22 protein-coding genes are annotated in these 25,893 nt (G+C 66.1%); 21 read left to right on the top strand and 1 reads right to left on the bottom strand.

What is annotated here, in order from left to right; genetic code table 11:
- The first annotated feature begins 1 nt into the window (after nucleotide 1).
- The 15 genes from frr (at nucleotide 2) to tilS (ending at nucleotide 18,340) form a co-directional block, all read left to right on the top strand.
- The gene (gene frr / locus HOP53_RS13435) at nucleotides 2–559 is read left to right on the top strand and encodes a ribosome recycling factor (RefSeq protein WP_234270510.1); all 558 of its coding nucleotides are present in this window, start codon (nucleotides 2–4) and stop codon (nucleotides 557–559) included.
- Between the two features lie 58 nt (nucleotides 560–617).
- The gene (uppS, locus tag HOP53_RS13440) at nucleotides 618–1,394 is read left to right on the top strand and encodes a polyprenyl diphosphate synthase (RefSeq protein WP_422677613.1); all 777 of its coding nucleotides are present in this window, start codon (nucleotides 618–620) and stop codon (nucleotides 1,392–1,394) included.
- Entirely contained in the window at nucleotides 1,387–2,187 is an 801-nt protein-coding gene (locus HOP53_RS13445; protein ID WP_234270511.1) for a phosphatidate cytidylyltransferase, read from the top strand. Before uppS ends, HOP53_RS13445 begins: the two co-directional genes overlap by 8 nt.
- Before the next feature lie 16 nt (nucleotides 2,188–2,203).
- A complete protein-coding gene (gene ispC, locus HOP53_RS13450) occupies nucleotides 2,204–3,397 on the top strand; it encodes a 1-deoxy-D-xylulose-5-phosphate reductoisomerase (protein WP_234270512.1) in 1,194 nt (397 codons plus the stop codon).
- 67 nt (nucleotides 3,398–3,464) lie between these two features.
- Nucleotides 3,465–4,823 carry a sigma E protease regulator RseP gene (rseP, locus tag HOP53_RS13455; protein ID WP_234270513.1) on the top strand — a complete coding sequence of 453 codons (1,359 nt, stop codon included), beginning with the start codon at nucleotides 3,465–3,467 and terminating at the stop codon, nucleotides 4,821–4,823.
- A 122-nt stretch (nucleotides 4,824–4,945) separates the two neighbouring features.
- On the top strand, nucleotides 4,946–7,288 hold the full coding sequence (gene bamA / locus HOP53_RS13460) for an outer membrane protein assembly factor BamA (protein ID WP_234270514.1): 2,343 nt from the start codon (nucleotides 4,946–4,948) through the stop codon (nucleotides 7,286–7,288).
- Between the two features lie 25 nt (nucleotides 7,289–7,313).
- A complete protein-coding gene (locus tag HOP53_RS13465; protein ID WP_234270515.1) occupies nucleotides 7,314–7,820 on the top strand; it encodes an OmpH/Skp family outer membrane protein in 507 nt (168 codons plus the stop codon).
- A gap of 44 nt (nucleotides 7,821–7,864) precedes the next feature.
- Nucleotides 7,865–8,905, top strand: a complete 1,041-nt coding sequence (lpxD, locus tag HOP53_RS13470) for a UDP-3-O-(3-hydroxymyristoyl)glucosamine N-acyltransferase (protein WP_234270516.1) — start codon at nucleotides 7,865–7,867, stop codon at nucleotides 8,903–8,905.
- Between the two features lie 122 nt (nucleotides 8,906–9,027).
- Nucleotides 9,028–9,471 (top strand): 3-hydroxyacyl-ACP dehydratase FabZ, encoded by a 444-nt coding sequence (gene fabZ / locus HOP53_RS13475; RefSeq protein WP_234270517.1) that lies wholly within the window; start codon nucleotides 9,028–9,030, stop codon nucleotides 9,469–9,471.
- A complete protein-coding gene (gene lpxA / locus HOP53_RS13480; RefSeq protein WP_234270518.1) occupies nucleotides 9,468–10,235 on the top strand; it encodes an acyl-ACP--UDP-N-acetylglucosamine O-acyltransferase in 768 nt (255 codons plus the stop codon). Before fabZ ends, lpxA begins: the two co-directional genes overlap by 4 nt.
- 23 nt (nucleotides 10,236–10,258) lie before the next feature.
- A complete protein-coding gene (gene lpxB, locus HOP53_RS13485; RefSeq protein WP_234270519.1) occupies nucleotides 10,259–11,482 on the top strand; it encodes a lipid-A-disaccharide synthase in 1,224 nt (407 codons plus the stop codon).
- Nucleotides 11,479–12,090, top strand: a complete 612-nt coding sequence (gene rnhB, locus HOP53_RS13490) for a ribonuclease HII (RefSeq protein WP_086509335.1) — start codon at nucleotides 11,479–11,481, stop codon at nucleotides 12,088–12,090. Before lpxB ends, rnhB begins: the two co-directional genes overlap by 4 nt.
- Nucleotides 12,091–12,302: 212 nt before the next feature.
- Complete coding sequence (dnaE, locus tag HOP53_RS13495) at nucleotides 12,303–15,806, top strand: DNA polymerase III subunit alpha (RefSeq protein ID WP_234270520.1); 3,504 nt, start codon at nucleotides 12,303–12,305, stop codon at nucleotides 15,804–15,806.
- A gap of 292 nt (nucleotides 15,807–16,098) precedes the next feature.
- Entirely contained in the window at nucleotides 16,099–17,052 is a 954-nt protein-coding gene (gene accA, locus HOP53_RS13500) for an acetyl-CoA carboxylase carboxyl transferase subunit alpha (RefSeq protein ID WP_234270521.1), read from the top strand.
- 19 nt (nucleotides 17,053–17,071) lie between these two features.
- Nucleotides 17,072–18,340: a tRNA lysidine(34) synthetase TilS gene (gene tilS / locus HOP53_RS13505; protein WP_234270522.1), complete on the top strand. Its 1,269-nt coding sequence runs from the start codon at nucleotides 17,072–17,074 to the stop codon at nucleotides 18,338–18,340.
- Between the two features lie 11 nt (nucleotides 18,341–18,351).
- Here the strand turns inward: tilS and HOP53_RS13510 are convergent, their stop codons facing one another.
- Entirely contained in the window at nucleotides 18,352–19,335 is a 984-nt protein-coding gene (locus HOP53_RS13510; RefSeq protein ID WP_338073304.1) for a Ppx/GppA phosphatase family protein, read from the bottom strand.
- 444 nt (nucleotides 19,336–19,779) lie between these two features.
- On the opposite strand from HOP53_RS13510, the gene rho reads away from it, so the two are divergent.
- The 6 genes from rho (at nucleotide 19,780) to HOP53_RS13535 (ending at nucleotide 25,846) form a co-directional block, all read left to right on the top strand.
- Complete coding sequence (rho, locus tag HOP53_RS13515) at nucleotides 19,780–21,039, top strand: transcription termination factor Rho (RefSeq protein ID WP_234270523.1); 1,260 nt, start codon at nucleotides 19,780–19,782, stop codon at nucleotides 21,037–21,039.
- 72 nt (nucleotides 21,040–21,111) lie between these two features.
- Nucleotides 21,112–22,593 carry a 4-hydroxy-3-polyprenylbenzoate decarboxylase gene (gene ubiD, locus HOP53_RS13520; RefSeq protein ID WP_234270524.1) on the top strand — a complete coding sequence of 494 codons (1,482 nt, stop codon included), beginning with the start codon at nucleotides 21,112–21,114 and terminating at the stop codon, nucleotides 22,591–22,593.
- A 15-nt stretch (nucleotides 22,594–22,608) separates the two neighbouring features.
- Nucleotides 22,609–23,388, top strand: a complete 780-nt coding sequence (locus HOP53_RS13525; RefSeq protein WP_234270525.1) for an NAD(P)H-flavin reductase — start codon at nucleotides 22,609–22,611, stop codon at nucleotides 23,386–23,388.
- Nucleotides 23,385–24,098, top strand: a complete 714-nt coding sequence (folM, locus tag HOP53_RS13530) for a dihydromonapterin reductase (RefSeq protein ID WP_234270526.1) — start codon at nucleotides 23,385–23,387, stop codon at nucleotides 24,096–24,098. Before HOP53_RS13525 ends, folM begins: the two co-directional genes overlap by 4 nt.
- A 37-nt stretch (nucleotides 24,099–24,135) precedes the next feature.
- Entirely contained in the window at nucleotides 24,136–24,258 is a 123-nt protein-coding gene (locus HOP53_RS21585) for a hypothetical protein (protein ID WP_267955364.1), read from the top strand.
- Nucleotides 24,259–24,763: 505 nt separating this feature from the next.
- Nucleotides 24,764–25,846 (top strand): 3-deoxy-7-phosphoheptulonate synthase, encoded by a 1,083-nt coding sequence (locus HOP53_RS13535; protein WP_276574623.1) that lies wholly within the window; start codon nucleotides 24,764–24,766, stop codon nucleotides 25,844–25,846.
- Nucleotides 25,847–25,893 lie beyond the last annotated feature (47 nt).

Below are 25,893 nucleotides of genomic sequence, written 5' to 3' on the forward strand. Positions count from 1 at the left end.
CGTGATCAATGACATCCAGAAAGATGCAGAAAGTCGCATGAAGAAGAGCCTCGACGCCCTTCATGCCAACTTCAACAAGATCCGTACCGGGCGTGCTCACTCCAGCATCCTCGATTCGGTCACCGTGGACTACTACGGCAGTCAGGTGCCGCTCAACCAGGTCGCGTCGGTGAACATCGAAGATGCCCGCACCCTCTCCGTGGTGCCCTGGGAGCAGAACATGGTGCCCAAGATCGAGAAGGCGATCATGACCTCCGATCTGGGCCTCAACCCGTCTAGCGCCGGCAACGTGATCCGCGTGCCGATGCCGATGCTCACCGAAGAGACCCGCAAAGGCTATATCAAGCAGGCTCGCTCCGAGGCCGAGAATGCCCGCGTGGCGGTGCGCAACGTGCGTCGCGATGCCAATAACGACATCAAGGCCCTGCTCAAGGAGAAGGAGATCTCCGAGGACGAGCAGCATCGTGCCGAAGACGCGATCCAGAAGCTGACCGACAAGTACATCGGCGAGATCGACAAGCAGCTCGAAGTGAAGGAACACGACCTGATGCAGGTCTGAGCAGCGCCGGGTGGCACGACCAGGCCACCCGGACCTCCCACCGCTATTGCGAGACATCATGACGTCAGCGCAGACCTCTGCATCGAAGATGCCACCGAAGCCCCCCGGCGACGGCCTGCCGCGCCATGTGGCAATCATCATGGACGGCAACAACCGTTGGGCACGTGCGCGAGGGCTCTCCGGCATCCGCGGCCATCATGCTGGCGTCGAGGCCGTGCGGGCGGTGATCCGACGCGCCGCCGAGCGTGGCATCGAGACCCTGACGATGTTCGCCTTCTCCAGCGAGAACTGGCGTCGCCCCGAGGCTGAAGTGAGCGCTTTGATGGAGCTTTTTCTGATCGCGCTCAAGCGCGAAGTGAAGAAACTCCACAAGAACGGCATCCGACTCTCGGTGATCGGCGATCGCACGGCCTTCTCCAGCTCGATCCAGAAGTATATCGACAAGGCCGAGGCGCTGACCCGCGACAACCAGCGCATGCATCTGGTGATCGCGGCCAACTATGGCGGCCGCTGGGATATCGCCAGGGCGTCGCGCCGCCTGGCCGAACGTGCTGCGGCCGGGGAGCTGGATCCGGCCACGGTCGATGAGTACGCCGTCCAGAGCGAGCTTTGCCTGGCCGATGAGGCGCCGGTAGATCTGTGCATCCGCACCAGCGGCGAACAGCGCATCTCCAACTTCCTGCTGTGGCAGATGGCCTATGCCGAGCTCTATTTCACCCCGCTGCTGTGGCCCGATTTCGATGGCGCTGCCTTCGACCTGGCAGTGGACGACTTCCGCCGACGGCAGCGCCGCTTCGGTATGACTGACGAACAGATCGAGGCTGAAGGTGCTTAGACAGCGAGTCATTACGGCGGCGTGGCTGGCGCCGCTGATGCTGGCCGGCCTGTTCGGCCTTTCGGGCGGTGCCTTTGCCCTCTTCACGGGCGGCATCGTGCTACTGGCCACCTGGGAGTGGACCAATCTGGCCGGGGTGAGCGAAACGCTTCGGCGGCTGGCCCTGGTCGCAGGCATGGCGCTGCTGATGCTCGTGCTGTGGGCTGCAGGTATCGCGCTGTCGGTCGGGCTCCTGTGGCTGGCCGTGGCAGGCTGGCTGGTCAATCTCTACTGGATCGTTCAATACCCTGCGCGTAGCGAGCAGTGGCAGTCCATGGCCATGCGCCTGAGCATGGGGCTGTGGGTACTGCTGCCAACCTGGGTCGGCTTCAACGTGCTGCGCGATACCGGCGCCATCTGGCTGCTCTATGTGCTGCTGCTGGTGTGGGGGGCCGATATCGGTGCCTATTTCAGCGGTCGTGCCTGGGGCAGGCGCAAGCTGGCGCCGGCGGTCAGCCCGGGGAAATCCTGGGAAGGCGTGGCCGGCGGGCTGGCGGTGACGCTGGTGTTGGCGCTGGTGTTTGCCACTTGGCAGGGGCTGGGTGCGGCGGCCGGCCTGGGGCTGGTCGTGGTCACGGCGATCGTGACGCTGGTCTCGGTGATGGGTGACCTGTTCGAGAGCATGCTCAAGCGCTTCCGCGGCATCAAGGACTCCAGCAACCTGCTGCCGGGCCACGGCGGCGTGCTCGACCGCATCGACAGTCTGACCGCCGCGGTGCCGCTGTTCGCGCTGCTTTCGCTCGGGGTTCTTTAGCGTGGAGCGCCGTGAGATGAGCGACTCCCGCCGGCAGCAGGGCGTGACGGTGCTGGGGGCGACCGGCTCCATCGGCACCAGCACGCTGGACGTGATCGCCCGCCACCCCGAACGTTACCGGGTGCATGCGCTGACTGCCCACCGCTCGCGCGAGGCGCTGCTGGCTCAGTGTCAGCGCCATCGGCCCAGCCTGGCCGTGCTCGACGACGAGCGCGACGCCGCCTGGCTGCGCGAGCGCCTGCTGCAGGCGGGTCTGGCCACCGAGGTGCGAGCCGGCCAGCAGGCGCTCAGCGAGGTGGCCAGCGACGCCGAGGCGGACGTGGTGATGGCGGCCATCGTCGGTGCCGCGGGGTTGTTGCCGACGCTTGCCGCGGTGCGTGCCGGCAAGCGTGTGCTGCTGGCCAACAAGGAGGCCCTGGTGATGTCCGGGGCGCTGTTCATGGATGCCGTATCGCGCCATGGCGCCACGCTGCTGCCGATCGATTCCGAACATAATGCCATCTACCAGTGTCTACCACCCGAGCACCGTGGCGGCCTGGCGCGTCACGGCGTGACGCAGCTGCTGCTGACGGCTTCGGGAGGCCCGTTTCGCGGCTGGTCGCGGGAGCGCCTGGCAGCGGTGACGCCGGCGCAGGCCTGCGCTCATCCCAACTGGTCGATGGGGCGCAAGATCTCGGTGGATAGCGCCACCCTGATGAACAAGGGGCTGGAGCTGATCGAGGCCTGCTGGCTGTTCGATGCCCGGCCGGAGCAGGTGCAGGTGGTAGTGCATCCGCAGAGCGTGATTCACTCCATGGCCGCCTACAGCGACGGTTCGGTGCTGGCGCAGCTCGGCAATCCGGACATGCGCACGCCGATCGCCTATGGCCTGGCCTGGCCGGAGCGGATCGACGCCGGCGTCGAGGCGCTGGATCTTTTCCAGATCGCCCGGCTCGATTTCGAGGCGCCCGACGAGACGGCTTTTCCCTGCCTGCGGCTGGCCCGCGAGGCAATGCGGGAGGGCGGTACGGCACCGGCAATCCTCAACGGCGCCAACGAGGTGGCCGTCGACGCTTTCCTGGCGGGGCGCTTGAGCTTTCCGGGAATCGGTGAGCTGGTGGGCGAGGTTCTCACGGCACTGCCGGCGGAGCGTGGCGACGACCTGGAAACCGTGCTCGGTGCCGACGCCCGGGCGCGGCAGGCGGCGCACACTTGGCTGGAGCGGGGCTGAATCGGGGTTGAAGAGAGGCTGAGCCGCTTTTCGCCGACGACGTAGTAGTCATTTCAAGGAGGCTGTATTGGGCCTGATCCAGAACGTGCTGGCCGTCATCGTGGTGCTGGGGCTGTTGATCACCTTCCACGAGTTCGGTCATTACTGGGTGGCGCGCCGCTGCGGTGTCAGGGTGCTGCGCTTCTCGGTGGGCTTTGGCAAGGCGATCTGGTCCCGTACCGACCGTCACGGGACCGAGTTCGTCGTGGCGGCAATTCCTCTCGGCGGCTACGTCAAGATGCTCGACGAGCGCGAGGCGCCGGTACCCGACGATCAGCTCCACGAAACGTTCAACCGCAAGACGGTATGGCAGCGTATCGCCATCGTCGCGGCCGGACCGCTGGCCAACTTCCTGCTTGCCATCGTCGCCTACTGGGCGCTGTTCGTCGCCGGCACCACCACGGTGGCACCGGTGGTGGGCGAGGTGGCGCCCGATTCGCCGGCGGCCCGTAGCGGCCTGCAGAGCGGTCAGGAGATCGTCTCGGTGCAGGGCAATGCCGTACGCTCCTGGGACGAGATCAACCTGCGCCTGATCGCCCACATCGGGGCCAGCGGCGAGCTGACCATCGATGCGCGTGACGACGCCGGCTCGAGCGCGCAGGAGTACCGCCTGCCGGTGGAGAACTACCTGGTGCGCCAGGACCCACCCCAGCCGCTGGCCACGCTGGGCATCACGCCCTGGCAGCCGCGTATTCCTGCGGTGCTGGGGCAGGTGCTGGATGGCCAGGCTGCCGCCGAGGCGGGGTTGCAACCGGGCGACGAAGTGCTGGCCGTCAACGGGGCGCCCATCGGCGAGTGGATGGATTTCGTCAGCGTGGTGCGGGCCAATCCCGGCGAAACGCTGGAGCTCGAGGTGCAGCGCGACGGCGAGCCGCTGACGGTGACGCTCACGCCGGGCAGCCGCGAGCTCGAGACGGGCGGGGCCATCGGCTATGTGGGCGCCGGGGTAGAGCCGGTGGAGTGGCCCGAGGAGTTCCGGCGCGAGATCCGCTACGGACCCGTGGCCGCGCTGGGGCAGGCCGTCAGCCGCACCGGCGAGATGACGGTGCTGACGCTGGATGCGATCCGCAAGATGCTGGTGGGGCTGATCTCGCCGACCAATCTTTCCGGACCCATCACGATCGCCCAGATGGCAGGGGATACGGCACGCACGGGGCTGGAGACCTTCGTCAGCTTCATGGCCTATCTCTCCATCAGCCTGGCGGTGCTCAATCTGCTGCCGATACCGGTGCTCGATGGTGGCCACCTGCTTTATTATTTCGTCGAAGCCGTCCGCGGCCGGCCGGTATCGGAGCGGACTCAGGCGCTGGGGTTGCGAATCGGGCTGGCGCTGGTCGGTACTCTGATGCTGATGGCGCTCTATTTCGATCTGATGCGTCTCTGGTAGCGTGCGCCTCCCACTGGGGGCACAGGGAGGCGGAGTTACGCTCCGCCTTGTCAGTCACCCGCACATATGTATATGGTGCCTGTCTGTACAGGCAGGCGGATCAACGCGAGCGAAGCGACTGCATGAATATCAAGACCCTTGGACTGGCGGCTCTGCTGCTGGCCGGTTCCGGTACGGTGCTGGCCGAATCCTTCGAAGTAACCGACATTCGCGTGGAAGGGCTGCAGCGGGTATCCGCCGCATCCGTCTTCAACGCCTTTCCCATCAGCGCACGAGACCGAGTGGACGATCGCGAGCTGGCCGAGGCGGCGCGCAGCCTGTTCGCCACCGGTCTGTTCGACGATATTCAGCTTGCTCGCGACGGTGACGTGCTGGTCATCCAGGTCGTCGAACGGCCGACCATCTCGCGCCTGAACATCAGCGGCAACCGTCGGCTCTCCGAAGAGGACCTGCGCCGCGGTCTGCGCGAGGGCGGCCTGGCCGAAGGGCAGGTGCTGCAGCTCTCCACCCTGGAGGACATTCAGCGCGAGCTCGAAGGGGTCTATCAGGCGCAGGGCCGTTACAGCGCGCGGATCGAGACCAACGTGCGCGAGATCGACGAAGGCCGCGTCCAGGTCGACATCGAGATCAACGAAGGTGCCGTGGCCAAGATTCGCCAGATCAACATCGTCGGCAATCGTCAGTTCAGTGACGACGAGCTGCGCGACGTGTTCGAGCTCAACGACCGGCCCGGGCGCTTCTTCGGCTGGTTCTCCCGTGACGAATATTCTCGCGAGGCGCTGGCCGGCGACCTGGAGAGGCTGCGCTCGTTCTACCTCGACCGCGGCTACGTCAATTTCGACATCACCTCGACCCAGGTTTCGATCAGCCCGGACAAGTCGCAGATCTTCGTCACCGTCAACGTCGAGGAGGGCAGCCAGTACCGCCTGGGCGATGTGCGCTTCGTCGGCGACCTGCAGATCGGCGAGCGTGAGGCACGCAACCTGCTGCAGGTGGAGAGCGGCGAGATCTTCTCGCGCAGTGACGTCACCGCCTCTACCGAGGCGCTGCGCTCGCGCCTGGGCGCCGAGGGCTTTGCCTTCGCCCGGGTCGACGGCATACCCGAGCCGCGGGCCGACGGCTCCACCGTCGACCTGACCGTGCGTGTCGACCCGGGTCGTCGTGCCTACGTGCGGCGGATCAACTTCATCGGCAACACCACCACCCAGGACGAGGTGCTGCGCCGTGAGATGATCCAGATGGAGGGGGCGCCGGCCTCTACCGACTCGATCAGCCAGTCGCGCCGTCGCCTGGAGCGTCTGGGCTTCTTCCGTCAGGTCGAGGTGGAGACCCAGCCGGTGGCCGGCGAGCCGGACAAGCTCGACGTCACCTACACGGTGGAGGAGCAGCCCTCCGGCTCGATCTCGGCGAGCATCGGCTTCTCGCAGAGCGCCGGGGTGATCTACGGCGCCTCGCTGGCCCAGAACAACTTCCTCGGCACCGGTAACCGGGTCAACATCGGCGCCCAGCGCAGCGACACCTTCACCAGCGTCAACTTCGGTTTCACCGACCCGTACTGGACCCTGGACGGTATCTCGCGCGGCTACAACCTCTTCTATCGCGAGACCGATTTCGAAGACTCGGACATCTCGACCTACTCCACCGACTCCTACGGCGCGGGGATCAACTTCGGTTATCCGGTCAGCGAGCTGTCGCGCCTCAACTTCGGCGCCAGCATCGAGGACCTGACGGTCAAGACCTATCGCGACACGGCGTCGGAAATCGTGCGCTACGTCGAGGATCAGGGCGACAACGCCCAGAGCCTCAAGCTCACCGCCAGCTGGACGCGCAACAACCTAAACCGTGGCATCATGCCCACCTCGGGCAACTATCAGCGCCTGTCGCTGGAGACCGCCGCGCCGGGCAGCGACGCCGACTACTACAAGCTGCGCGCCCGCGCCCAGCAGCTCTTCGCCCTCAACGAGGAGGAGACCTGGGCGCTCAAGTTCGGCACCACCCTGGGCTACGCCGACAGCATCGGCAGTGATCCCTATCCGTTCTACGAGAACTTCTTCGCCGGCGGTCTGGGGTCGGTGCGTGGCTTCACCGCCAACACCCTGGGCGAGCGTACCACCCCGCGAGAGGCCGGTCGCGACCGCACCCTGGGCGGCAACGTACTGATCGAAGGCAGTGCCGAACTGCTCTTCCCGCTGCCGTTCGTCGAGGATCAGCGCTCGCTGCAGACCGGCTTCTTCCTCGATGCTGGCAACACCTTCCTGACCAGTTGCTATGACATCATGGAAGGCGACGGGCCGTCGAACTGCTCCTCTGGCGTCGACCTGAGCGAGCTGCGCTACAGCATCGGTGTGGGGCTTTCCTGGCTGACGCCCGTGGGTCCGCTGACCTTCAGCATCGCCGAGCCGCTCAACGACAAGAGCGGCGACAATACCCAGTTCTTCCAATTCTCGCTGGGACAGACCTTCTGATCCGGCTCCTCAAGGAGTAATTTGAATGCGCAAGTTAACGCTCTTTTTGTGCATGGGTCTGTTCGCGGCGCTGTCTGCGCCGGCCTACTCGACCGAGGTGGCCGTTCTCGACTGGCGAGGCGCGCTGCTCTCCTCAGATGCCGCCCAGCGCTCGATGGAGCAGCTCGAGAGCCGGCTTGCCGGTCAGCAGCAGGAGGCGCAGTCGCTGGGGCAGGAGCTGTCCCAGCTGCAGCAGCGCCTGCAGCAGGAGGGCGACAGCCTGCCCGAGGATCAGCGTCGCTCGCTGATCCAGGAGTTTCAGCAGAAGGGCAGCCGCTTCGAACAGCTGCGCCAGCAGATCATGGAAGAGCAGATGCGCGCCGAGCAGAACTTCCTTCAGGAAGCCGAGCCCAAGCTGGAGCGGGCCGTGGAGCAGGTGATCTCGCGGCACAATGTGCAGGTGCTGGTAGAGCCCCAGGGCGTGCTGCACTCCGAGCGGGACTTGCCCAACCTGACGGGTGAAGTGATCGAAATACTCAACTCGCTCAATTGATCCACTCGGCAGCGCGCTGCCGAACGTTGTCGATACGGGTTTCCATGACGCACCCTGCTACTCCGCAATACACATTGACCGAGCTCGCCGAGCGGCTCGGTGCCCAACTGGTCGGCGACGGCAGTCGCCGCATCAGCGGTTTGGCGACTCTCAAGGAGGCCGGCCCCGACCAGGTGGCTTTCGTCGCCAATCGTTCCTACATCAAGGACCTCGCCAACTGTCGGGCCGGGGCGGTGCTGCTCCACCCCGAGCACGGTGCGGCCTGCCCGGTGGCGCGCCTGGAGCTGGCCAATCCCTATCTCGGCTATGCCCATCTGTCTCAGCTGTTCGACCCGTTCCTGGCCGCTCCCGTGGGGGGGATCCACCCCACGGCGGTGGTGGCGGAGGACGCGGTGCTCGGGGCACGGGTCGAGATCGGCCCCAATGCCGTGGTCGAAGCCGGGGTAGAACTCGGCGACGAGGTGGTGGTGGGGGCCGGCAGCTTCATCGGGGCGGGCTCATGCATCGGTGACCAGTCGCGACTGCATGCCAACGTCACCGTCTGTCATGGCGTGACCGTCGGCAAGCGGGCCATTCTGCACAGTGGCTGCGTGATCGGTGGTGACGGCTTTGGCTTCGCCCATGACGGCGGTCGCTGGCACAAGATCGCCCAGTTGGGTGGGGTGGTGCTGGGTGACGACGTCGAGGTGGGCAGCTGTTCCAGCATCGATCGGGGCGCGTTGGACGACACCGTGATCGGCAATGACGTCAAGATCGACAGCCAGGTGCAGATCGCTCACAACGTGCGTATCGGCGACCACTCCGCCCTGGCCGGTTGCGTGGGCATCGCCGGCTCCACCCGGGTCGGCAGGAACTGCATGCTGGGCGGCGGCGTGGGGCTCTCCGGGCACCTGACGATCTGCGACGGCGTGCAGGTCACCGGCATGAGCCTGGTCACCAACTCGATCCATGAACCGGGAGTCTACTCGTCGGGTACCGGTGCCATGTCCAATGCCCAGTGGCGCAAGAATGCGGTGCGTTTCAAACAGCTCGACGACATGGCCAGGCGTCTGGCGCGTCTCGAGAAGCGCGATCAGCAGGGTTGAGGCAGGATCGGGCGGCGTTATAATTCCCCGCCTGCCGCTTGCAGGCGGTTTTCGGGAAGCCGGGCGCGACGCTTGCTGGACGTTCGCCAAGGCTTCCCTACTTCATTTCAGAGGTCGCTACGATGGTAATGGACATCAACGAGATTCGTGATTATCTGCCGCACCGATACCCCTTTCTGCTGATAGATCGGGTGACGGAGCTGAGCCTTGGCGAATCCATCGTGGGCTACAAGAACGTCAGCATCAACGAGCCGTTCTTCAACGGTCATTTCCCTCACCATCCGATCATGCCCGGTGTGCTGGTGCTCGAAGCGCTGGCCCAGGCGTGCGGGATCCTCGGGTTCAAGACCGTCAACAAGTTGCCGGCCGACGGCTACGTCTATTATCTGGTGGGTAGCGACAACGTGCGCTTCAAGCGGCCGGTAATGCCGGGCGACCGCCTGAAGCTGGAGGCGAAGGTCGAACGTGAAAAGCGCGGCATCTGGAAGTTCGCCTGTCGTGCTACCGTAGAGGGTGAATTGGCCTGCGAGGCCGACATCATCTGTGCCGAGAGGAAGGTTTCTTGATACATAGCACCGCCATCGTCGATCCTTCGGCTCGCCTTGCCGAGGACGTGGAAGTCGGTCCTTTCAGCGTGATCGGACCGGACGTCGAGATCGGTCCCGGCAGTCGTATCGGCCCGCATGTCGTGATCAAGGGCCCGACCGTGCTGGGAGCCCGGACTCGGATCTTCCAGTTCGCTTCCGTAGGCGAGGATTGCCAGGACAAGAAATACGCCGGCGAGCCGACGCGGCTGGTGATGGGTGACGACAACGTCATCCGCGAGGGCGTGACCCTGCACCGCGGCACCGCTCAGGATCGTGGCGAGACCACCATCGGCTCACGCAACCTGTTCATGGCCTACGTGCACGTCGGGCACGACTGCGTCATCGGCAACGACTGCGTGCTGGCCAACCAGGCGACGCTTGCCGGGCATGTGACCCTGGGCAACTTCGTCATACTCGGTGGGCTGTCGGCCATCCATCAGTTCTGCCATTTCGGCGACCATGCCATGGCCGGCGGCGGCTCGATCATCACCAAGGACACGCCGGCGTTCTTGATGATCAACGGCAACCCGGCCAGCCCACACGGGCTCAATCTGGTCGGCCTCAAGCGCCGCGGCTTCTCGGCCGAGGCGATCAAGGCGCTGGGCGAATGCTACAAGCTGGTCTACCGTCAGGGCTTGACCGTGGCCCAGGCGCTGGACGAGATCCGCAACCGCTTCGCCCTGCCGGAAACCGAGGCCTTTGCCGCTTCCATCGAAGTCTCGACGCGCGGCATCCTTCGCTGAGCGGACATCGAAACGGGTCCGATATGAGCCAGTTAGCGCGTGTCTACATCGTCGCCGGCGAGATGTCCGGCGACCTGCTCGGCGCCAGCCTGATGCGGGCGCTCAAGGCGCGTCACCCCGGTGTCGAGTTCCGCGGTATCGGCGGCCCGGGGATGATCGTCGAGGGCATCGACAGCCGTTTTCCTCTCGAGACGCTCTCGGTCATGGGCCTGGTCGAGGTGCTCAAGCACCTGCCGGAGCTGATCCGGGTGCGCCGTGCGCTGCGCGCCGATGCCCTGGCCTGGCAGCCGGACGTGATGATCGGTATCGACGCGCCCGATTTCAATCTCGGCCTCGAGCGTCAGCTGCGCGAGGCGGGGCTCACCACTGTGCACTACGTCAGCCCCACGGTGTGGGCCTGGCGTCAGGGGCGGGTCAAAGGCATCGTCCGCTCGGTGGATGCCATGCTCACCTTTCTGCCCTTCGAAGCCGCCTTCTACGAGAAGCACGATCTACCGGTGGCCTTCGTCGGTCATCCGCTGGCCGACGAGCTGCCGCTGGCCAACGATCGCGGTGCGGCACGAGAGGAAATCGGCTTACCGCTCAGCGGGCCGGTGCTGGCCGTGCTGCCGGGCTCCCGGGCCAACGAGATCCGCTTTCTCGGCGAGACCTTTCTCGACGCCGCCGAGCGGTTGTGCCGCGAACGCCCCGACTTGCGGGTCGTGATACCGGCGGCCACCCCGCTGCGCCGCGCCGAGCTCGAAGCGCTGCTCGAACACCGACCGTTGCTGAGTGAGCGCGCTCTACTGCTCGACGGTCGCGCACGCCCGGCCATGGTGGCCAGCGATGCCGTGCTGCTCGCTTCCGGCACGGCGGCGCTGGAGGGCATGCTGTGTCATCGCGCGATGCTGGTGGGCTACCGCATGGCGCCGCTGACCCACTGGCTGGCCAAGCGTCTGGTCAAGACGCCGTGGATTTCGCTGCCCAATCTGATCGCTCAGGAGACCTTGATTCCCGAGCTGATCCAGGACGCGCTCACGGCCGAGGCAATCGTCGCGCGCATCGGTCCGCTGCTCGACGACGGCGAGGCGCGCGCCGTTCTCGAGGCGCGTTTCGCCGCCATGCACGCCGGGCTGCAGCGTAACGCCAGCGCCAGGGCGGTGGAGGCCATCGAAGCCGTGGTGGCGGGGCGGCCGCTGCCCGAGTCGGTGGCAAGCGATACCATGACACCCGAACCCGAGGTAGAGGCCAGGAGGAGCGAGACATGAGCGAGTCTCCCTTTCCCCAACTGATCATCGACTATCAGGGCCATCTGTTGGCCGGCGTCGACGAGGTGGGCCGCGGACCGCTGATCGGCGCGGTGGTGGCTGCGGCGGTGATCCTCGATCCGCTGCGCCCCATCGCCGGCCTGACCGATTCCAAGAAGCTCACCCCCCAGCGGCGTGCGGAGCTGGATGTGGAGATCCGCGACAAGGCCCTGGCCTTCGCCGTGGCCGAGGCGTCCCACGCCGAGGTCGACGAGCTGAACATCTACCATGCCACCCACCTGGCCATGCGTCGCGCGATCGATGCGCTGCCGCTGATACCGGAGTACCTGCTGGTGGACGGCAATCGACTGCCTGGGCATCATGTACCCGGTCAGGCGGTCGTCAAGGGCGACGCCCGCCATCCGGCCATCGCCGCGGCCTCGATCCTGGCCAAGGTGGCCCGCGACGCCCAGATGGTGGCGCTCGACGCGCTCTTCCCCGAGTACGGCTTCGCCCGCCACAAGGGCTATGCCACGCCCGAGCATCTGGACGCACTGGAGCGCCTCGGGCCCTTGCCCGAGCATCGTCGCTCCTTCGCCCCGCTGAAAGGACAACTCGAGCTGCTTTAGCCCATGAGCCGCTCCCACTACAGCGAGGGCGCCGGGGATAGGTCGTAGCGGGGGTCTTTTGCCAGGGAAGGCAAAAGTAGCTTACAAGGATGTATTCACAGCGCCCCCGCGAAGGCCTATCGCCGGATCAGCCCGAGCGGATTTGAGTTATATCGCAGGCCCGATAGCCTGTTTTTCGTGTCGCCCATTTACCGCCAAGCCCCGAGCCTCTTATGACCACGCCCTTCGTACACCTTCGCGTTCACACCGAGTACTCCCTGGTCGACGGTCTGGTCCGGCTCAAGCCGCTGATCAAGGCCACCGCCGAGCAGGGCATGCCGGCGCTGGCCGTGACCGACGAGGCCAACCTGTTCGGCCTGGTCAAGTTCTACCGCGGCGCCCAGGGCAGCGGGCTCAAGCCGATCATCGGCGCCGACCTGTGGCTCGCCAACCCGCATGACGAGACGCACCCCTACCGGCTGACGCTGCTGGCGATGAACGACACCGGCTATCGCAACCTCACCGAGCTGATCTCGCGGGGTTGGATGGAGGGGCAGCGCCAGGGCAGGGCAGTGCTGGAGAAAGCCTGGGTGCTGGCGCAGAGCGAGGGGTTGATCGCGCTGTCCGGCGGCCGCGAAGGAGAGATTGGCCGCCATCTGCTGGCCGACCATCGCGACGAGGCGCGCATGCTGCTCGAGGAGTGGCAGGCGGCCTTTCCTGAGCGCTTCTACCTGGAGCTGACCCGCACCGGGCGGCCGCTGGAGGAGGAGTGCGTGCACCTCTCGGTGGAGCTGGCGGTGGCCTCGGGCACGCCGGTGGTGGCCACCAACGACGTGCGCTTCCTCGAGCGTGACGACTTCTGGGCCCACGAGACCCGGGTATCCATCGGCGAAGGCAAGGCGCTGGACGACCCGCGTCGCGAGCGCAAGTACACCGAGGAGCAGTACCTCAAGAGCCCGGCGGAGATGGCCGAGCTGTTCGCCGACATCCCCGAGGCGCTCGAAAACAGCGTCATGATCGCCGCGCGCTGCAGCGTCGACGTGCGTCTCGGCGAGATCTTCCTGCCGGAGTTCGAGATCCCCGAGGGCATGACCCAGGACGAATTCTTCCGCAAGGTCTCCCACGATGGCCTCGACGAGCGTCTCGACTTCCTCTACCCGGCCGAGAAGTACCCCCGCGACGGCGCCGAGTACGCCGAGATCGACAAGCGCTATCGCGAGCGGCTGGACTTCGAGCTCGACATCATCATTCAGATGGGCTTCCCCGGCTACTTCCTGATCGTGATGGACTTCATCAAGTGGGCCAAGGACAACGACGTGCCGGTGGGGCCGGGGCGCGGTTCGGGTGCCGGCTCGCTGGTGGCCTACGCGCAGAAGATCACCGACCTCGATCCGCTGGAGTACGACCTGCTGTTCGAGCGCTTCCTCAACCCCGAGCGGGTCTCGATGCCCGACTTCGACGTCGACTTCTGCATGGAGAAGCGCGACCGGGTGATCGAGTACGTGGCCGACCGCTATGGTCGCAACGCAGTGTCGCAGATCGTCACTTTCGGCACCATGGCGGCCAAGGCGGTGGTGCGCGACGTGGCCCGTGCTCAGGGCAAGCCGTACTCGCTCGGTGACAAGCTCTCCAAGCTGATCCCCTTCGAGGTCGGCATGACCCTGGCCAAGGCCATCGAGGCAGAGCCGGCGCTGAAGGATTTCGTCGAGAACGACGAGGAAGCCGCCGAGATCTGGGAGATGGCGATCAAGCTCGAGGGCATCACCCGCGGCACCGGCAAGCATGCCGGCGGCGTGGTGATCGCGCCGACCAAGCTTACCGATTTCTCGCCGCTGCTGTGTGACGAGGAGGGCAATGGCCTGGTCGTACAGTTCGACAAGAACGACATCGAGGAGGCCGGGCTGGTCAAGTTCGACTTCCTCGGTCTGCGCACCCTGACCATCATCGACTGGGCGCTGGAGATGGTCGACAAGGTCCGCGCAGTCAAGGGCGAAGGGCCGCTCGACATCGACAGTATCCCGCTCGATGACAGTCCCACCTTCGAGATGCTCAAGCGCGCCGAGACCACGGCGGTGTTCCAGCTCGAATCCCGCGGCATGAAGGAGCTGATCAAGCGCCTGCTGCCCGACTCGCTGGAGGACATGATCGCCCTCGTCGCCCTGTTCCGCCCGGGCCCGCTGCAGTCGGGTATGGTCGACGACTTCATCAACCGTAAGCACGGCCGCGCCGAACTCGCCTATCCCCACCCGGACTATCAGCACGAGTGGCTCAAGCCGGTGCTGGAGCCCACCTACGGCATCATCTTGTACCAGGAGCAGGTGATGCAGATCGCCCAGGTGCTGGCCGGCTACACCTTGGGTCAGGCCGACATGCTGCGGCGTGCCATGGGCAAGAAGAAGCCCGAGGAGATGGCCAAGCAGCGCAGCGGCTTCATGGAAGGTTGTGCAGCCAACGGCATCGACAAGGAGCTGGCGGGCAACATCTTCGACCTGGTGGAGAAGTTCGCCGGTTACGGCTTCAACAAGTCGCACTCGGCGGCCTATGGCCTGGTCTCCTACCAGACCGCATGGCTCAAGACCCACTACCCCGGCCCGTTCATGGCTGCGGTAATGTCCACCGAAATGGACAACCTCGACAAGGTGGTGCCACTGATCGAGGAGTCGCGGCGCATCGGCCTCACCGTGACCCCACCGGACGTCAACATCGGCGGCTACAAGTTCACCGTCGATACCGAGGGCCGTGTGGTTTACGGCCTGGGGGCCATTCGCGGCGTGGGCGAGGGGCCCATCGGCGCCATCGTCGAAGCCCGTGAGGCCGACGGCCCGTTCAGCGACCTGTTCGACTTCTGTCGCCGGGTCGACCCCAAGCGCATGAACAAGCGCACCCTGGAGGCGCTGATTCGCTCCGGCGCGCTGGACAACCTGGGACCCAACCGGGCGGTGCTCAGCGCCGCCCTCGAGGATGCCCTCAAGGCCGCGGCGCAGACCCAGAGCAACCAGAGCCTGGGCATGATGGACATGTTCGGCGAGGCCTTCGCCGACGACCAGGCCGAGAGCGACCCCTACGAGGCCTACCGCCGCGCCCGCGAGTGGACCGACAAGGAGCGCCTGGCCGGCGAGAAGGAGACCCTGGGGCTCTACCTCACCGGCCACCCCATCGACGAGTACGAGAAGGAGCTCGCCCGCTTCGTCTCCACCCGCATCAGCGACCTCAAGCCGTCGCGGGAGCCGCAGCGGGTGGCGGGCCTGGTGGTGGCGGTGCGCACCATGAAGTCCAAGCGCGGCGACACCATGGCCTTCATCACCCTGGACGACCGTACCGGACGGATCGAGGCCTCGCTGTTCGGCGAGCTCTACGATCAGCTGCGCGGGCAGATCGAGGCCGACCAGGTGCTGATCGTCGAGGGCGAGGTCTCCAGCGACGACTTCTCCGGCGGCCTGCGCCTGCGTGGCAAGGAAGTCACGCCGATGGTAGCCGCCCGCGCCCGCTACGGCGAGGCGGTGGAGCTGTCGCTCGATGGCACCCGGGTCAACGGCCGGCTGGTGGAGAGCCTGCGCGAGAGCCTCGTGCCGCACCGCGACGACGGCGGTCTGCCGGTGCGCCTGCGCTACCGCAACGAGGCCGCCGCCGGCTGGCTGGAGCTGGACGCGCAGTGGCGCGTGGCCCCCAGTGACGAGCTGCTGATCGCGCTGCGCGAAGTGGAGGGGCAGGATGGTGTGCGTCTCAAATACCGTTAGGTCCATCACCTTGGCTTCGGCGGCTGCTCGTCAAGGCCGCCGGGGCTGACCGGCGACAGGCCTGCGAGGAGGCGCTGTGAACCCATCCCTGGGCGCTACTTTTGCCATCCATGGCAAAAGACCTCCTCTTCGGCCTGTCCCCGGCATCCCTCGATGCTGGCGAAGTCCGCATACGTTGCCTTGCGCCGTGCGTTGAGGGTGCGATAATGCCCGACACTCGATTTTATGGCTTCCGGGACGAACAGCGTTCATCATGCCCCGGCGACAGCAATGACAAGGCGGCCCAGCCACTATGAATCCCAACTACCTCGATTTCGAACAGCCCATCGCCGAACTCCAGGCCAAGATCGAAGAGCTGCGCCTGGTCGGCAACGACAGCCAGCTCAACCTCAGCGACGAGATCAGTCGCCTGGAGGAGAAGAGTCGCAAGCTCACCGAGTCGATCTTCAAGGACCTCAGCCCCTGGCAGGTCTCGCAGATTTCGCGTCACCCCCAGCGCCCCTACACCCTCGACTACCTCGAGCACGTCTTCACCGACTTCGACGAGCTGCACGGCGACCGTCGCTTCGCCGACGACCCGGCCATCGTCGGCGGAGTCGCCCGTCTCGAGGGGCGTCCGGTGATGGTCATCGGCCATCAGAAAGGGCGTGAGGTGAAGGAGAAGGTGCGGCGCAATTTCGGCATGCCGCGTCCCGAGGGCTATCGCAAGGCGTGCCGCCTGATGGAGATGGCCGAACGCTTCAAGATGCCGGTGCTGACCTTCATTGACACCCCCGGCGCCTACCCCGGCATCGACGCCGAGGAGCGCGGCCAGAGCGAGGCCATCGCCTACAATCTGGCGGTGATGTCGCGGCTCAAGACGCCGATCCTCTCCACCGTGGTGGGCGAGGGAGGCTCCGGTGGCGCCCTGGCCATCGGCGTGTGCGATGAGCTCGCCATGCTGCAGTACTCCACCTACTCGGTCATCTCGCCGGAAGGCTGCGCCTCGATCCTGTGGAAGAGCGCCGAGCGAGCCGCTGATGCGGCTCAGGCCATGGGCATTACCGCCGAACGTCTCAAGGAGCTGGGCTTCGTCGATACCCTGATCGAGGAGCCGCTGGGCGGCGCTCACCGTCAGCCTCTCGTCACCGCCGAGCGGGTCAAGGAGTCGCTGCTGGCGAGCCTGGATCGGCTCGAGGCGATGGAGACCGACGCCCTGCTGGAGCGCCGGTATGAGCGCCTGATGAGCTATGGCGCCCCGGCATAAGAGAGAGTCGCTGCAAGTCATGATCGACGACGCCCTGGCGGAGACCCCGCCGGGGCGTGTCGTCTGGGTTGCACTCTCCGGCGGGCTGGATTCGAGCCTGCTACTCACGCTGGCGGCCCAGGCCTGTCGGCGTCACCCTCGCCCGCTTTACGCACTGCACGTTCATCATGGCCTTCAGAGTGCCGCCGACGGCTTCGAGCGGCACTGCCGTCGGCTTGCCTCCCGGCTCGGCGTGCCGCACTTCGTCGAGCGCGTGGCGGTCGAGCTCGACGCTGGGCTGGGGCTTGAAGGAGCAGCGCGGCAGGCGCGTTACGCGGCGTTCTCCCGCCGTGTGGCGCCGGGCGAGACGCTGTGGCTGGCCCAGCATCGTGACGACCAGGCCGAGACCTTCCTGCTCGCCGCCCTGCGTGGCAGCGGCGTCCGCGGCCTGGCGGCAATGCCGGCGGAGCGCGAGTGGCAAGGGCGACGCCTCGTGCGCCCGCTGCTGACATGCTCACGAAACGAGCTCGAAGCCGAGGCGGCGCGTCTCGGGCTGCGCTGGGCTGACGACCCCAGCAACACCGACGAGGCGCTGGATCGCAACTTCCTGCGTCGCAGCGTGTTGCCGCTGCTGCAGTCGCGGTGGCCCCAGGCGGCCACCGCCCTGGCCGGCAGCGCCCGGCTTGCCGGCGAGGCGGAGCAATTGCTCGAGGAGCTGGCCGCGGGCGACCTCGCTGCCCTGGGCGACGACCCGGGGTGCCTCGACGTTGAGGCGCTGCTGGCGCTTGCTACGCCGCGGCGGCGCTCGCTGCTGCGTCACGCCTGCCGCCGGCTGGGATTGCCCACGCCGCCGGCAGGCCGCCTCGAAACGCTGCTCGAGCAGCTCGAGGCGCGCAGCGACGCCCAGGTACGGGTGAGTTGGAGCGGCGCCGAGGCGCGCATCTGGCGCGGCCAGCTCTACCTGCTGCCCCCTAGGGATTCGCTGATGCCGGAATGGACTGTCGAATGGGACGGCGGGGCACCGCTGCTGTCACCCTGGGGCGAGATCGACGTCGGCTTGGCACCCGTCGAGGGCCATCCGGCGCGGCTGACGCTCAAGGCTCGCCAGGGCGGCGAGCGGCTGCGCCTTGCCGGGCGCGGCAGCCGCGACCTCAAGCGTCTGCTGCAGGAGGCCCAGGTGCCGCCCTGGGCGCGGGAGCGTGTCGCGGTGGTGTGGCACGAGCAGACGCCGGTAGCGGCGCTACTGCTGCCGGAAGGGCGCTGGCTGGCCGTGGCGGCGGGGTGGTGTTCTGCGGCGAGAGCGGAGTAAGCGGTGTTGCGCTATGCCTGCTGCAACGGTGCGCAAGTCAGCATGTCGTGCAGCACACCTTCACGCAGGGCACCATCGGCATAGGTCATCGTCGTCAGCTCGAATGTCTCGAAGATGGCCCCGAGAATGGCCACGCCTGCGGGGAAGATGCGCGAGCGGTCCGGCTTGAGTCCCGCCAGTGTGACGTTGTCCAAGCGCTCGCACTCGATCAGGCGCTGGCGTAGCGTCTGCAAGCCGCTGCGGGTTATGACGTCCGGTTGGCCGCCGCTGGTGGCCAGCACCGAGGCGGCCGCCTTGATGGTGCCGCTGGAGCCCAACGCTTCGCTCCAGCCCAGCTCGCGATAGTTGGCCTGAATGACCTCGAGTCGAGCCCGCACGTCCGCTTCCGCCCGACGCATGTTGGCCTCGTTGACCGTACCGTCGCTGAAGTGTCGGCGAGTGTGAGTGACGCATCCAACGTCGAGACTCTGCAGCAGCAGGGGCCCCGATGGATCCCCGATGATGAACTCGGTAGAGCCGCCACCGATGTCGACGACCAGTCGGCGCCCGTTCGCGGCCAGCGTGTGGGATGCCCCCAGGTAGATCAGGCGAGCCTCTTCCTCGCCGGAGATGACTTCGACGCGACAGCCCAGCAAGGCTTCGGCACGCTCGACGAAGGACTGCCGATTGAGTGCCGTGCGCAGCGCGCTGGTGCCCACCACGCGCAGACGGTCGCGGGTCACGCCCGCCAGGTAGGGCAGGAAGCGGCCAAGGCAGGTCAGCGCACGCTGGATAGCGGCATCGTCCAGATGATTGCGGCTATCCAGTCCGGCAGCGAGTTGCACCTTTTCACCGCAGCGCGTCACCACCTGCAGCCGGTCGTCCTGATAGCGGGCGACCAGCAGGTGAAAGCTGTTGGAGCCCAGATCGATGGCTGCCAGTTGCCGTGGGTCTTGCCGTTGGTGCATGGCGGCGTCATCGCTGGCGGTTTGAGGCCGATCCTTGGGTGCAGTCATCGAAGCGTCCTGATAGAGGATGGCTAAAGGTTGCGGCGCCGGCGCGAGCGTGTCAATCGCGCGGGGGTTGATCGATGGGGTTGCGTTCGTCGCCGGCCTTGACTAACATCGAGACGTTCGCCTGTTCCGAATGCTTTCCGACCGCGTCGCGGTCAACATCAAGTCGTCAGACAGCCCCTTCTTGTCGCTCGTTGTCATGTGCCGAAGCCATGTGGCACTTGAAACGCACAGGCGATGAATCCATGCGACACGAAGCGCTGCTCCCTCTTACACGATACCGTGCCTCGACCCCTTGCGCAGAGCGGTCGTAGCGCAACGAGCATCGCTCATGAGCGGCAGCTCCATCGGGCTCTGAACGCACCCAAGCGGCGTACCGTTCTTTATTCGCACACTCCTACGGCCGCCGTGCCGCCACGCTGACATGAGCAACTTCCGAACACACCGATGAATCTTACCGAACTCAAGCAAAAAACCGTGCCAGAGCTCCTGGAGCTCGCCCGCGAAATGGGCATCGACAACCTGGCCCGCTCACGCAAGCAGGACATCATCTTCGCCATCCTCAAGAAGCATGCCAAGAGCGGCGAGGACATCTATGGCGACGGTGTGCTGGAAATCCTCCAGGACGGCTTCGGCTTCCTGCGCAGCGCCGACAGCTCCTACCTGGCTGGTCCCGATGACATTTACGTCTCGCCGTCGCAGATCCGCCGCTTCAACCTGCGCAAGGGCGATTCGATCTCCGGCAAGATCCGTCCGCCGAAGGAAGGGGAGCGCTACTTCGCGCTGCTCAAGGTCAGCCAGATCAACTTCGACAAGCCGGAAAACGCCAAGCACAAGATCCTGTTCGAGAACCTCACGCCGCTGTTCCCCCAGGAGCGGCTGCGCATGGAGATCGGCAACGGCTCCACCGAGGATCTCACCGCCCGCATCATCGATCTCACGGCACCCATCGGCAAAGGCCAGCGCGGCCTGATCGTCTCGCCGCCCAAGGCGGGCAAGACGCTGATGCTGCAGAACATCGCCACCTCGATCACACGCAACAATCCCGAGTGTCACCTGATCGTGCTGCTGATCGACGAGCGCCCGGAAGAAGTGACCGAGATGTCGCGCACCGTGCGCGGCGAGGTGGTCGCCTCCACCTTCGACGAGCCGCCGGCGCGCCACGTGCAGGTCGCCGAGATGGTGATTGAGAAGGCCAAGCGCTTGGTCGAGCACAAGAAGGACGTGGTCATCCTGCTTGACTCCATCACCCGTCTGGCGCGGGCCTACAACACCGTGGTGCCAAGCTCCGGCAAGGTGCTCACCGGCGGGGTCGACGCCCACGCCCTGGAGAAGCCCAAGCGCTTCTTCGGTGCCGCGCGTAATATCGAAGAGGGCGGTAGCCTGACCATCATCGCCACCGCGCTGGTCGATACCGGTTCGAAGATGGACGAGGTGATCTTCGAGGAGTTCAAGGGCACCGGCAACATGGAAGCCCACCTGGACCGCAAGCTCGCCGAGCGCCGTGTCTACCCGGCGATCAACATCCGCCGCTCCGGCACCCGCCGCGAGGACCTGATCGCCTCCGAGGACGAGATGCAACGCATGTGGATCCTGCGCAAGCTGCTCAATCCGATGGACGATACCGCGGCCACCGAGTTCCTCATCGACCGCCTCAAGGACACGAAGACGAACCTCGAGTTCTTCGAAGCCATGAAGCGCCGCTAAGCGGGATCGGCGGTGCGGAAAGGGGCGGCATGCTATGCTGCCCCTTTCGTCGTTCCGGAAACGGGAATTGCAATGAAGTACAAGGATCTGCGCGACTTCATCGCCGCTCTGGAGGCTCAGGGCGAGCTGATACGAGTTTCAGCCGAGGTGGATCCCTACCTCGAGATCACCGAGATCTGCGACCGCACCCTGCGTGCCGGCGGCCCGGCGCTGCTGTTCGAGAACGTCAAGGGGCATGACATGCCGCTGCTGGGCAACCTCTTCGGTACGCCGAAGCGGGTCGCCATGGGCATGGGCCAGGACAGCGTCGAGGCGCTGCGCGAAGTGGGAGAACTGCTTGCCTTTCTCAAGGAGCCCGAGCCGCCCAAGGGCTTTCGCGACGCCTGGGAAAAGCTGCCGATCTTCAAGCAGGTGATGAGCATGGGGCCGAAGACGGTACGCAGCGCCCCGGTGCAGGAGGTGGTGCTGGTGGGCGACGACGTCGATCTCGACCGCCTGCCGATCCAGCACTGTTGGCCCGGCGATGCCGCGCCGCTGGTCACCTGGCCGCTGGTGGTCACTCGCGGACCGCACAAGAAGCGCCAGAACCTGGGTATCTACCGCCAGCAGAAGCTGGGCAAGAACCGGCTGATAATGCGCTGGCTGTCGCACCGCGGCGGCGCGCTCGACTTCTTGGAGCACCAGCAGACGAACCCCGGCGAGCCCTTCCCGGTGGCAGTGGCGCTGGGCGCCGACCCGGCGACGATTCTCGGCGCGGTGACGCCAGTACCGGACTCGCTCTCCGAGTACGCCTTCGCCGGGCTGCTGAGAGGCTCGCGCACCGAGCTGGTCAAGTGCGGCCACGCCGATCTGGAAGTGCCTGCGTCTGCAGAAATCATTCTGGAAGGCTTCATCTACCCCGACGACACGGCGCCGGAAGGCCCCTATGGCGACCATACCGGCTACTACAACGAGGTCGACGAGTTCCCGGTGTTCACCGTGACGCGCATGACCATGCGCCGCGACGCCATCTATCACTCGACCTACACCGGGCGCCCGCCCGACGAGCCGGCGATCCTCGGCGTTGCACTCAACGAAGTGTTCGTGCCGATCCTGCGCAAGCAGTTTCCCGAGATCGTCGACTTCTACCTGCCGCCGGAGGGTTGCTCCTACCGCATGGCGGTGGTGACCATGAAGAAGCAGTATCCGGGCCACGCCAAGCGCGTGATGATGGGCGTATGGAGCTTCCTGCGCCAGTTCATGTACACCAAGTTCGTGGTGGTGCTCGACGACGACGTCGACGCCCGCGATTGGAAGGACGTGATCTGGGCCATCACCACCCGTATGGACCCGGCCCGTGATACCGTCATGGTCGAGAACACGCCGATCGACTATCTCGATTTCGCCTCGCCGGTGGCGGGGCTGGGCTCCAAGATGGGGCTCGACGCCACCAGCAAGTGGCCCGGCGAGACCGATCGTGAATGGGGCACGCCCATCGTCATGGACGAGGCCGTCAAGGCCCGCGTCAGTGAACGCTGGGACGAATTGGGTATCCGCCTGCCCCCTACACCCTGACGACAAGAGGCCTGCATGACCCCTAGGACCCTGACCTGCCAGGTAATGGTAGTGGAGGATCTGACCCCCGACGTGTTCCGCGTGCGCCTGGAAGGGCGCGCCGAGGCCATGGCCCACGATCCGGGCCAGTATCTGGAACTCAAGCTCGATGACGAGACTTGGGTGCCGTTCTCCATCGCCAGCGCCCACAGCGGCGACGGCACCCTGGAGTTGCACATCCAGCACTGGCCCGAGCGCGAGAACTCCGCCCGGCTGCGCGAGCTGGTGGTGGTGGCGCACCACCTGACGGTGCGCCTGCCCGGTGGCGACTGCGTGCTCGATCCGACCAGCCGGCGGCCGCTGCTGCTGGTCGCTGCCGGGACCGGCTTCGCCCAGATGAAGGCGATCGTCGAGGCTTCCCTGCACGAGACGCCCGAGCGGCCCATCGAGCTGTGGTGGGCGGCCCGCGAGCGCCGCGACCTCTACCTCGAGAGCCTGGCGCGGGAATGGGCTGAGAGTCACACGAACCTGCACTTCCACGTGGTCACCGAGGTGGCGCCGCAGCCGTCGGTGGCCGGCGAGCGTGTACAGGGCCATCTGGGGCGCATCGACCAGGCGCTGGCCACGGCGCTCGACGACGTCAGCGGACATGACGTCTACCTCTCCGGTTCGCCGGGCATGGTCTACGCCTGCGTCGACGTGCTGGCCTCGCTGGGGCTCGAGCCGTCGCGGGTCTTCTCAGACGTCTTCGCCTATGCCCCGCGCCAGCCGCTGGTGCCCACTGCGGGGGTGCTGCGCCGGGGGAGCGCGGGGTGAGTGCCTCGCCGATCCTGATCACCGGAGGCGCCCAGCGCCTGGGGCGCCACTGCGCCGAGCGGCTGGTCGATGACGGCCATCCGGTGATCGTCAGCTACCGGCGCGAACGGCCGGAGCTAGAGGCGTTGCGCAGCCGCGGCGTCGTCACCCTGGCGGCGGATTTCGCCACCGAGGCAGGCATTCTCGACTTCATCGCACGCCTGAAACAGCAGACGTCCTCGCTGCGTGCCATCGTGCACAACGCCAGCGACTGGGCGCCGGACTGCCACGACGAGCAGGCCGGTGCCACCTTCGAGCGGCTGTTTCGCGTGCACATGCTCGCTCCCTACCTGATCAACCTGCACTGCCGCGAGTTGCTCGAGGCCTGCGGCGAGCCACAGCGCGACATCGTGCACATGACCGACTTCGTGGCGCAGAAGGGCTCGAAAAAGCATGCCGCTTACGCCGCCACCAAGGCGGGCCTCGCGAACCTGACGCTGTCGTTCGCGGCCATGTATGCCCCCCGAATCCAGGTCAACGCCATCGCGCCGGCGCTGATCATGCTGGGCGAGCATGACGACGAGGCCTATGCCGAGCAGGCCCGCGCCAAGTCGGCCATGGCCATGGTGCCGGGGCCGGGCGTGATCTACCAGAGCCTGCGTTACCTGCTCGACAACCGTTATGTCACCGGGATCACGCTGCCGGTCGATGGCGGGCGCCATCTTCGCTAGACTATTAGCCACCGGCATGAGGCAAAAGGAGACGAACATGGCACCGCTCAAGGAGTATCACGATGAAAGCGGCCCGCTGTGGCTACTGGCCCTGTTGGCGGTTCTGGCGCTGAATCTGCTGCCGCTGATCCTTGGCGTGAGCCGCGCCATACTGGCTTGAATACGGGCTTGCCAAGCCTGCCGCGATGCGGCACGATGAATCCAGAACAGTGGGAGACGACCATGCTACCGACCGCGAACGATGCGAACCGTGCCTTTGGCGCGGTAATGTCGTTTGGCTTCGATGGACAGTCGTTTGGCTTCGGCGGTCAGTATTGGTATTGGTTTAGCGCCGGTGTGCCGGCGGCCGGGTCCTGAATCGGACACAGCTGCAAGGGCACACCCAACCGGGTTGCCTTCCATCATGAAACCCCTGGTCGGCAACCCGACCGGGGGTTTTACGTTTTGCCCATAATGTGGGCAGACCCCATAAACGGAATCGACTCGAGGAGACGCACCATGACTGCATACCGCGCCACTTTCGCCGCCCGTACCCGCCACGACTATTATGGCTGGGGCTATGGCTGGCGATTTAGCGCCGCGCGGTCGGTCCAGTGCGCCACCTCCGACCGTGAGATGACCGGTGGCATGACGACACGATGTTTGCCGACCTCACGGAGTTGACCATGAATGCCCCCGCGACACTTGCTGAACGCCTGACCGACGGCCATGCCGACATGGCCCCCACCACCTCCAGTCGGATCGAGATGACCCTACCCACCCCTGGCGAGCTCAGGCGCCGTTTGCCCCTGGCGCCGCCGGTGGCCGAGCGCCTCGCCGCGCAGCGGCGCGCCATCCGTGACATCGTGACGGGACGCGACGATCGCATGTTGGTGGTGGTAGGCCCCTGCTCGATTCACGACCCGCTGGCCGCGCTGGAGTATGCCCGGCGCCTTGCCGAACTCGCCCCGCGAATCTCCGACCGCCTGCTTGCCGTGATGCGGGTTTATGTGGAGAAGCCGCGCACCACGGTGGGGTGGAAGGGGCTGGCCTACGATCCCGATCTGGACGGTAGCGGCGACATGGCGCGCGGGCTGCATCTTTCGCGCCACATGATGCACGAGATTGCCGCCCTGGGCCTGCCGGTGGCCACCGAGGTGCTGCAGCCGATGCTGGCCAGCTACTTGGACGATCTGCTGGCCTGGGTTGCCATCGGCGCACGGACCACCGAATCGCAGCTGCACCGCGAGCTTGCCAGCGGCCTGGAGGCGGCGGTGGGGTTCAAGAACGCCACCAGTGGCGACGTGGGCGTTGCGGTGGATGCCATTCGCGCCGCCGCGCATCCGCACCAGCATTTCGGCCTCGATGAGCAGGGCCACCCCGCGCTGCGGGAGACATCCGGCAATCCCTATGCCCATGTGGTGCTGCGTGGCGGTCGCGATGGGCCCAACCATGACAGCGGCTCGGTCGCCGAGGCATGCCGGGCGCTGGAGCTGGCGGGGCTGCCCGCGCGCTTGATGGTGGACTGCAGCCATGCCAATGCGCGCAAGGACCATCGCCGTCAGGGCGAGGTTCTGCGCGACGTGATAGCTCAGCGGGTAAGCGGCGAGACGGCTCTGATGGGGCTGATGCTCGAGAGCCACCTGGAAGAGGGGCGTCAGGAACTCTCTCCCGGCGCCCTGCGCTACGGCGTTTCGGTGACCGACCCCTGCCTGGGCTGGCAGGCCACCGAGGCGCTGTTGCTGGAAGCGGCTGCCCGGTTGCGCTGACCAGTGCGACCTGAAGAACGGCACACGGCTGTACCTCAGCGAGAGAT

It is taken from the genome of Billgrantia ethanolica, from assembly GCF_021404305.1.
Lineage (GTDB): Bacteria > Pseudomonadota > Gammaproteobacteria > Pseudomonadales > Halomonadaceae > Halomonas > Halomonas ethanolica.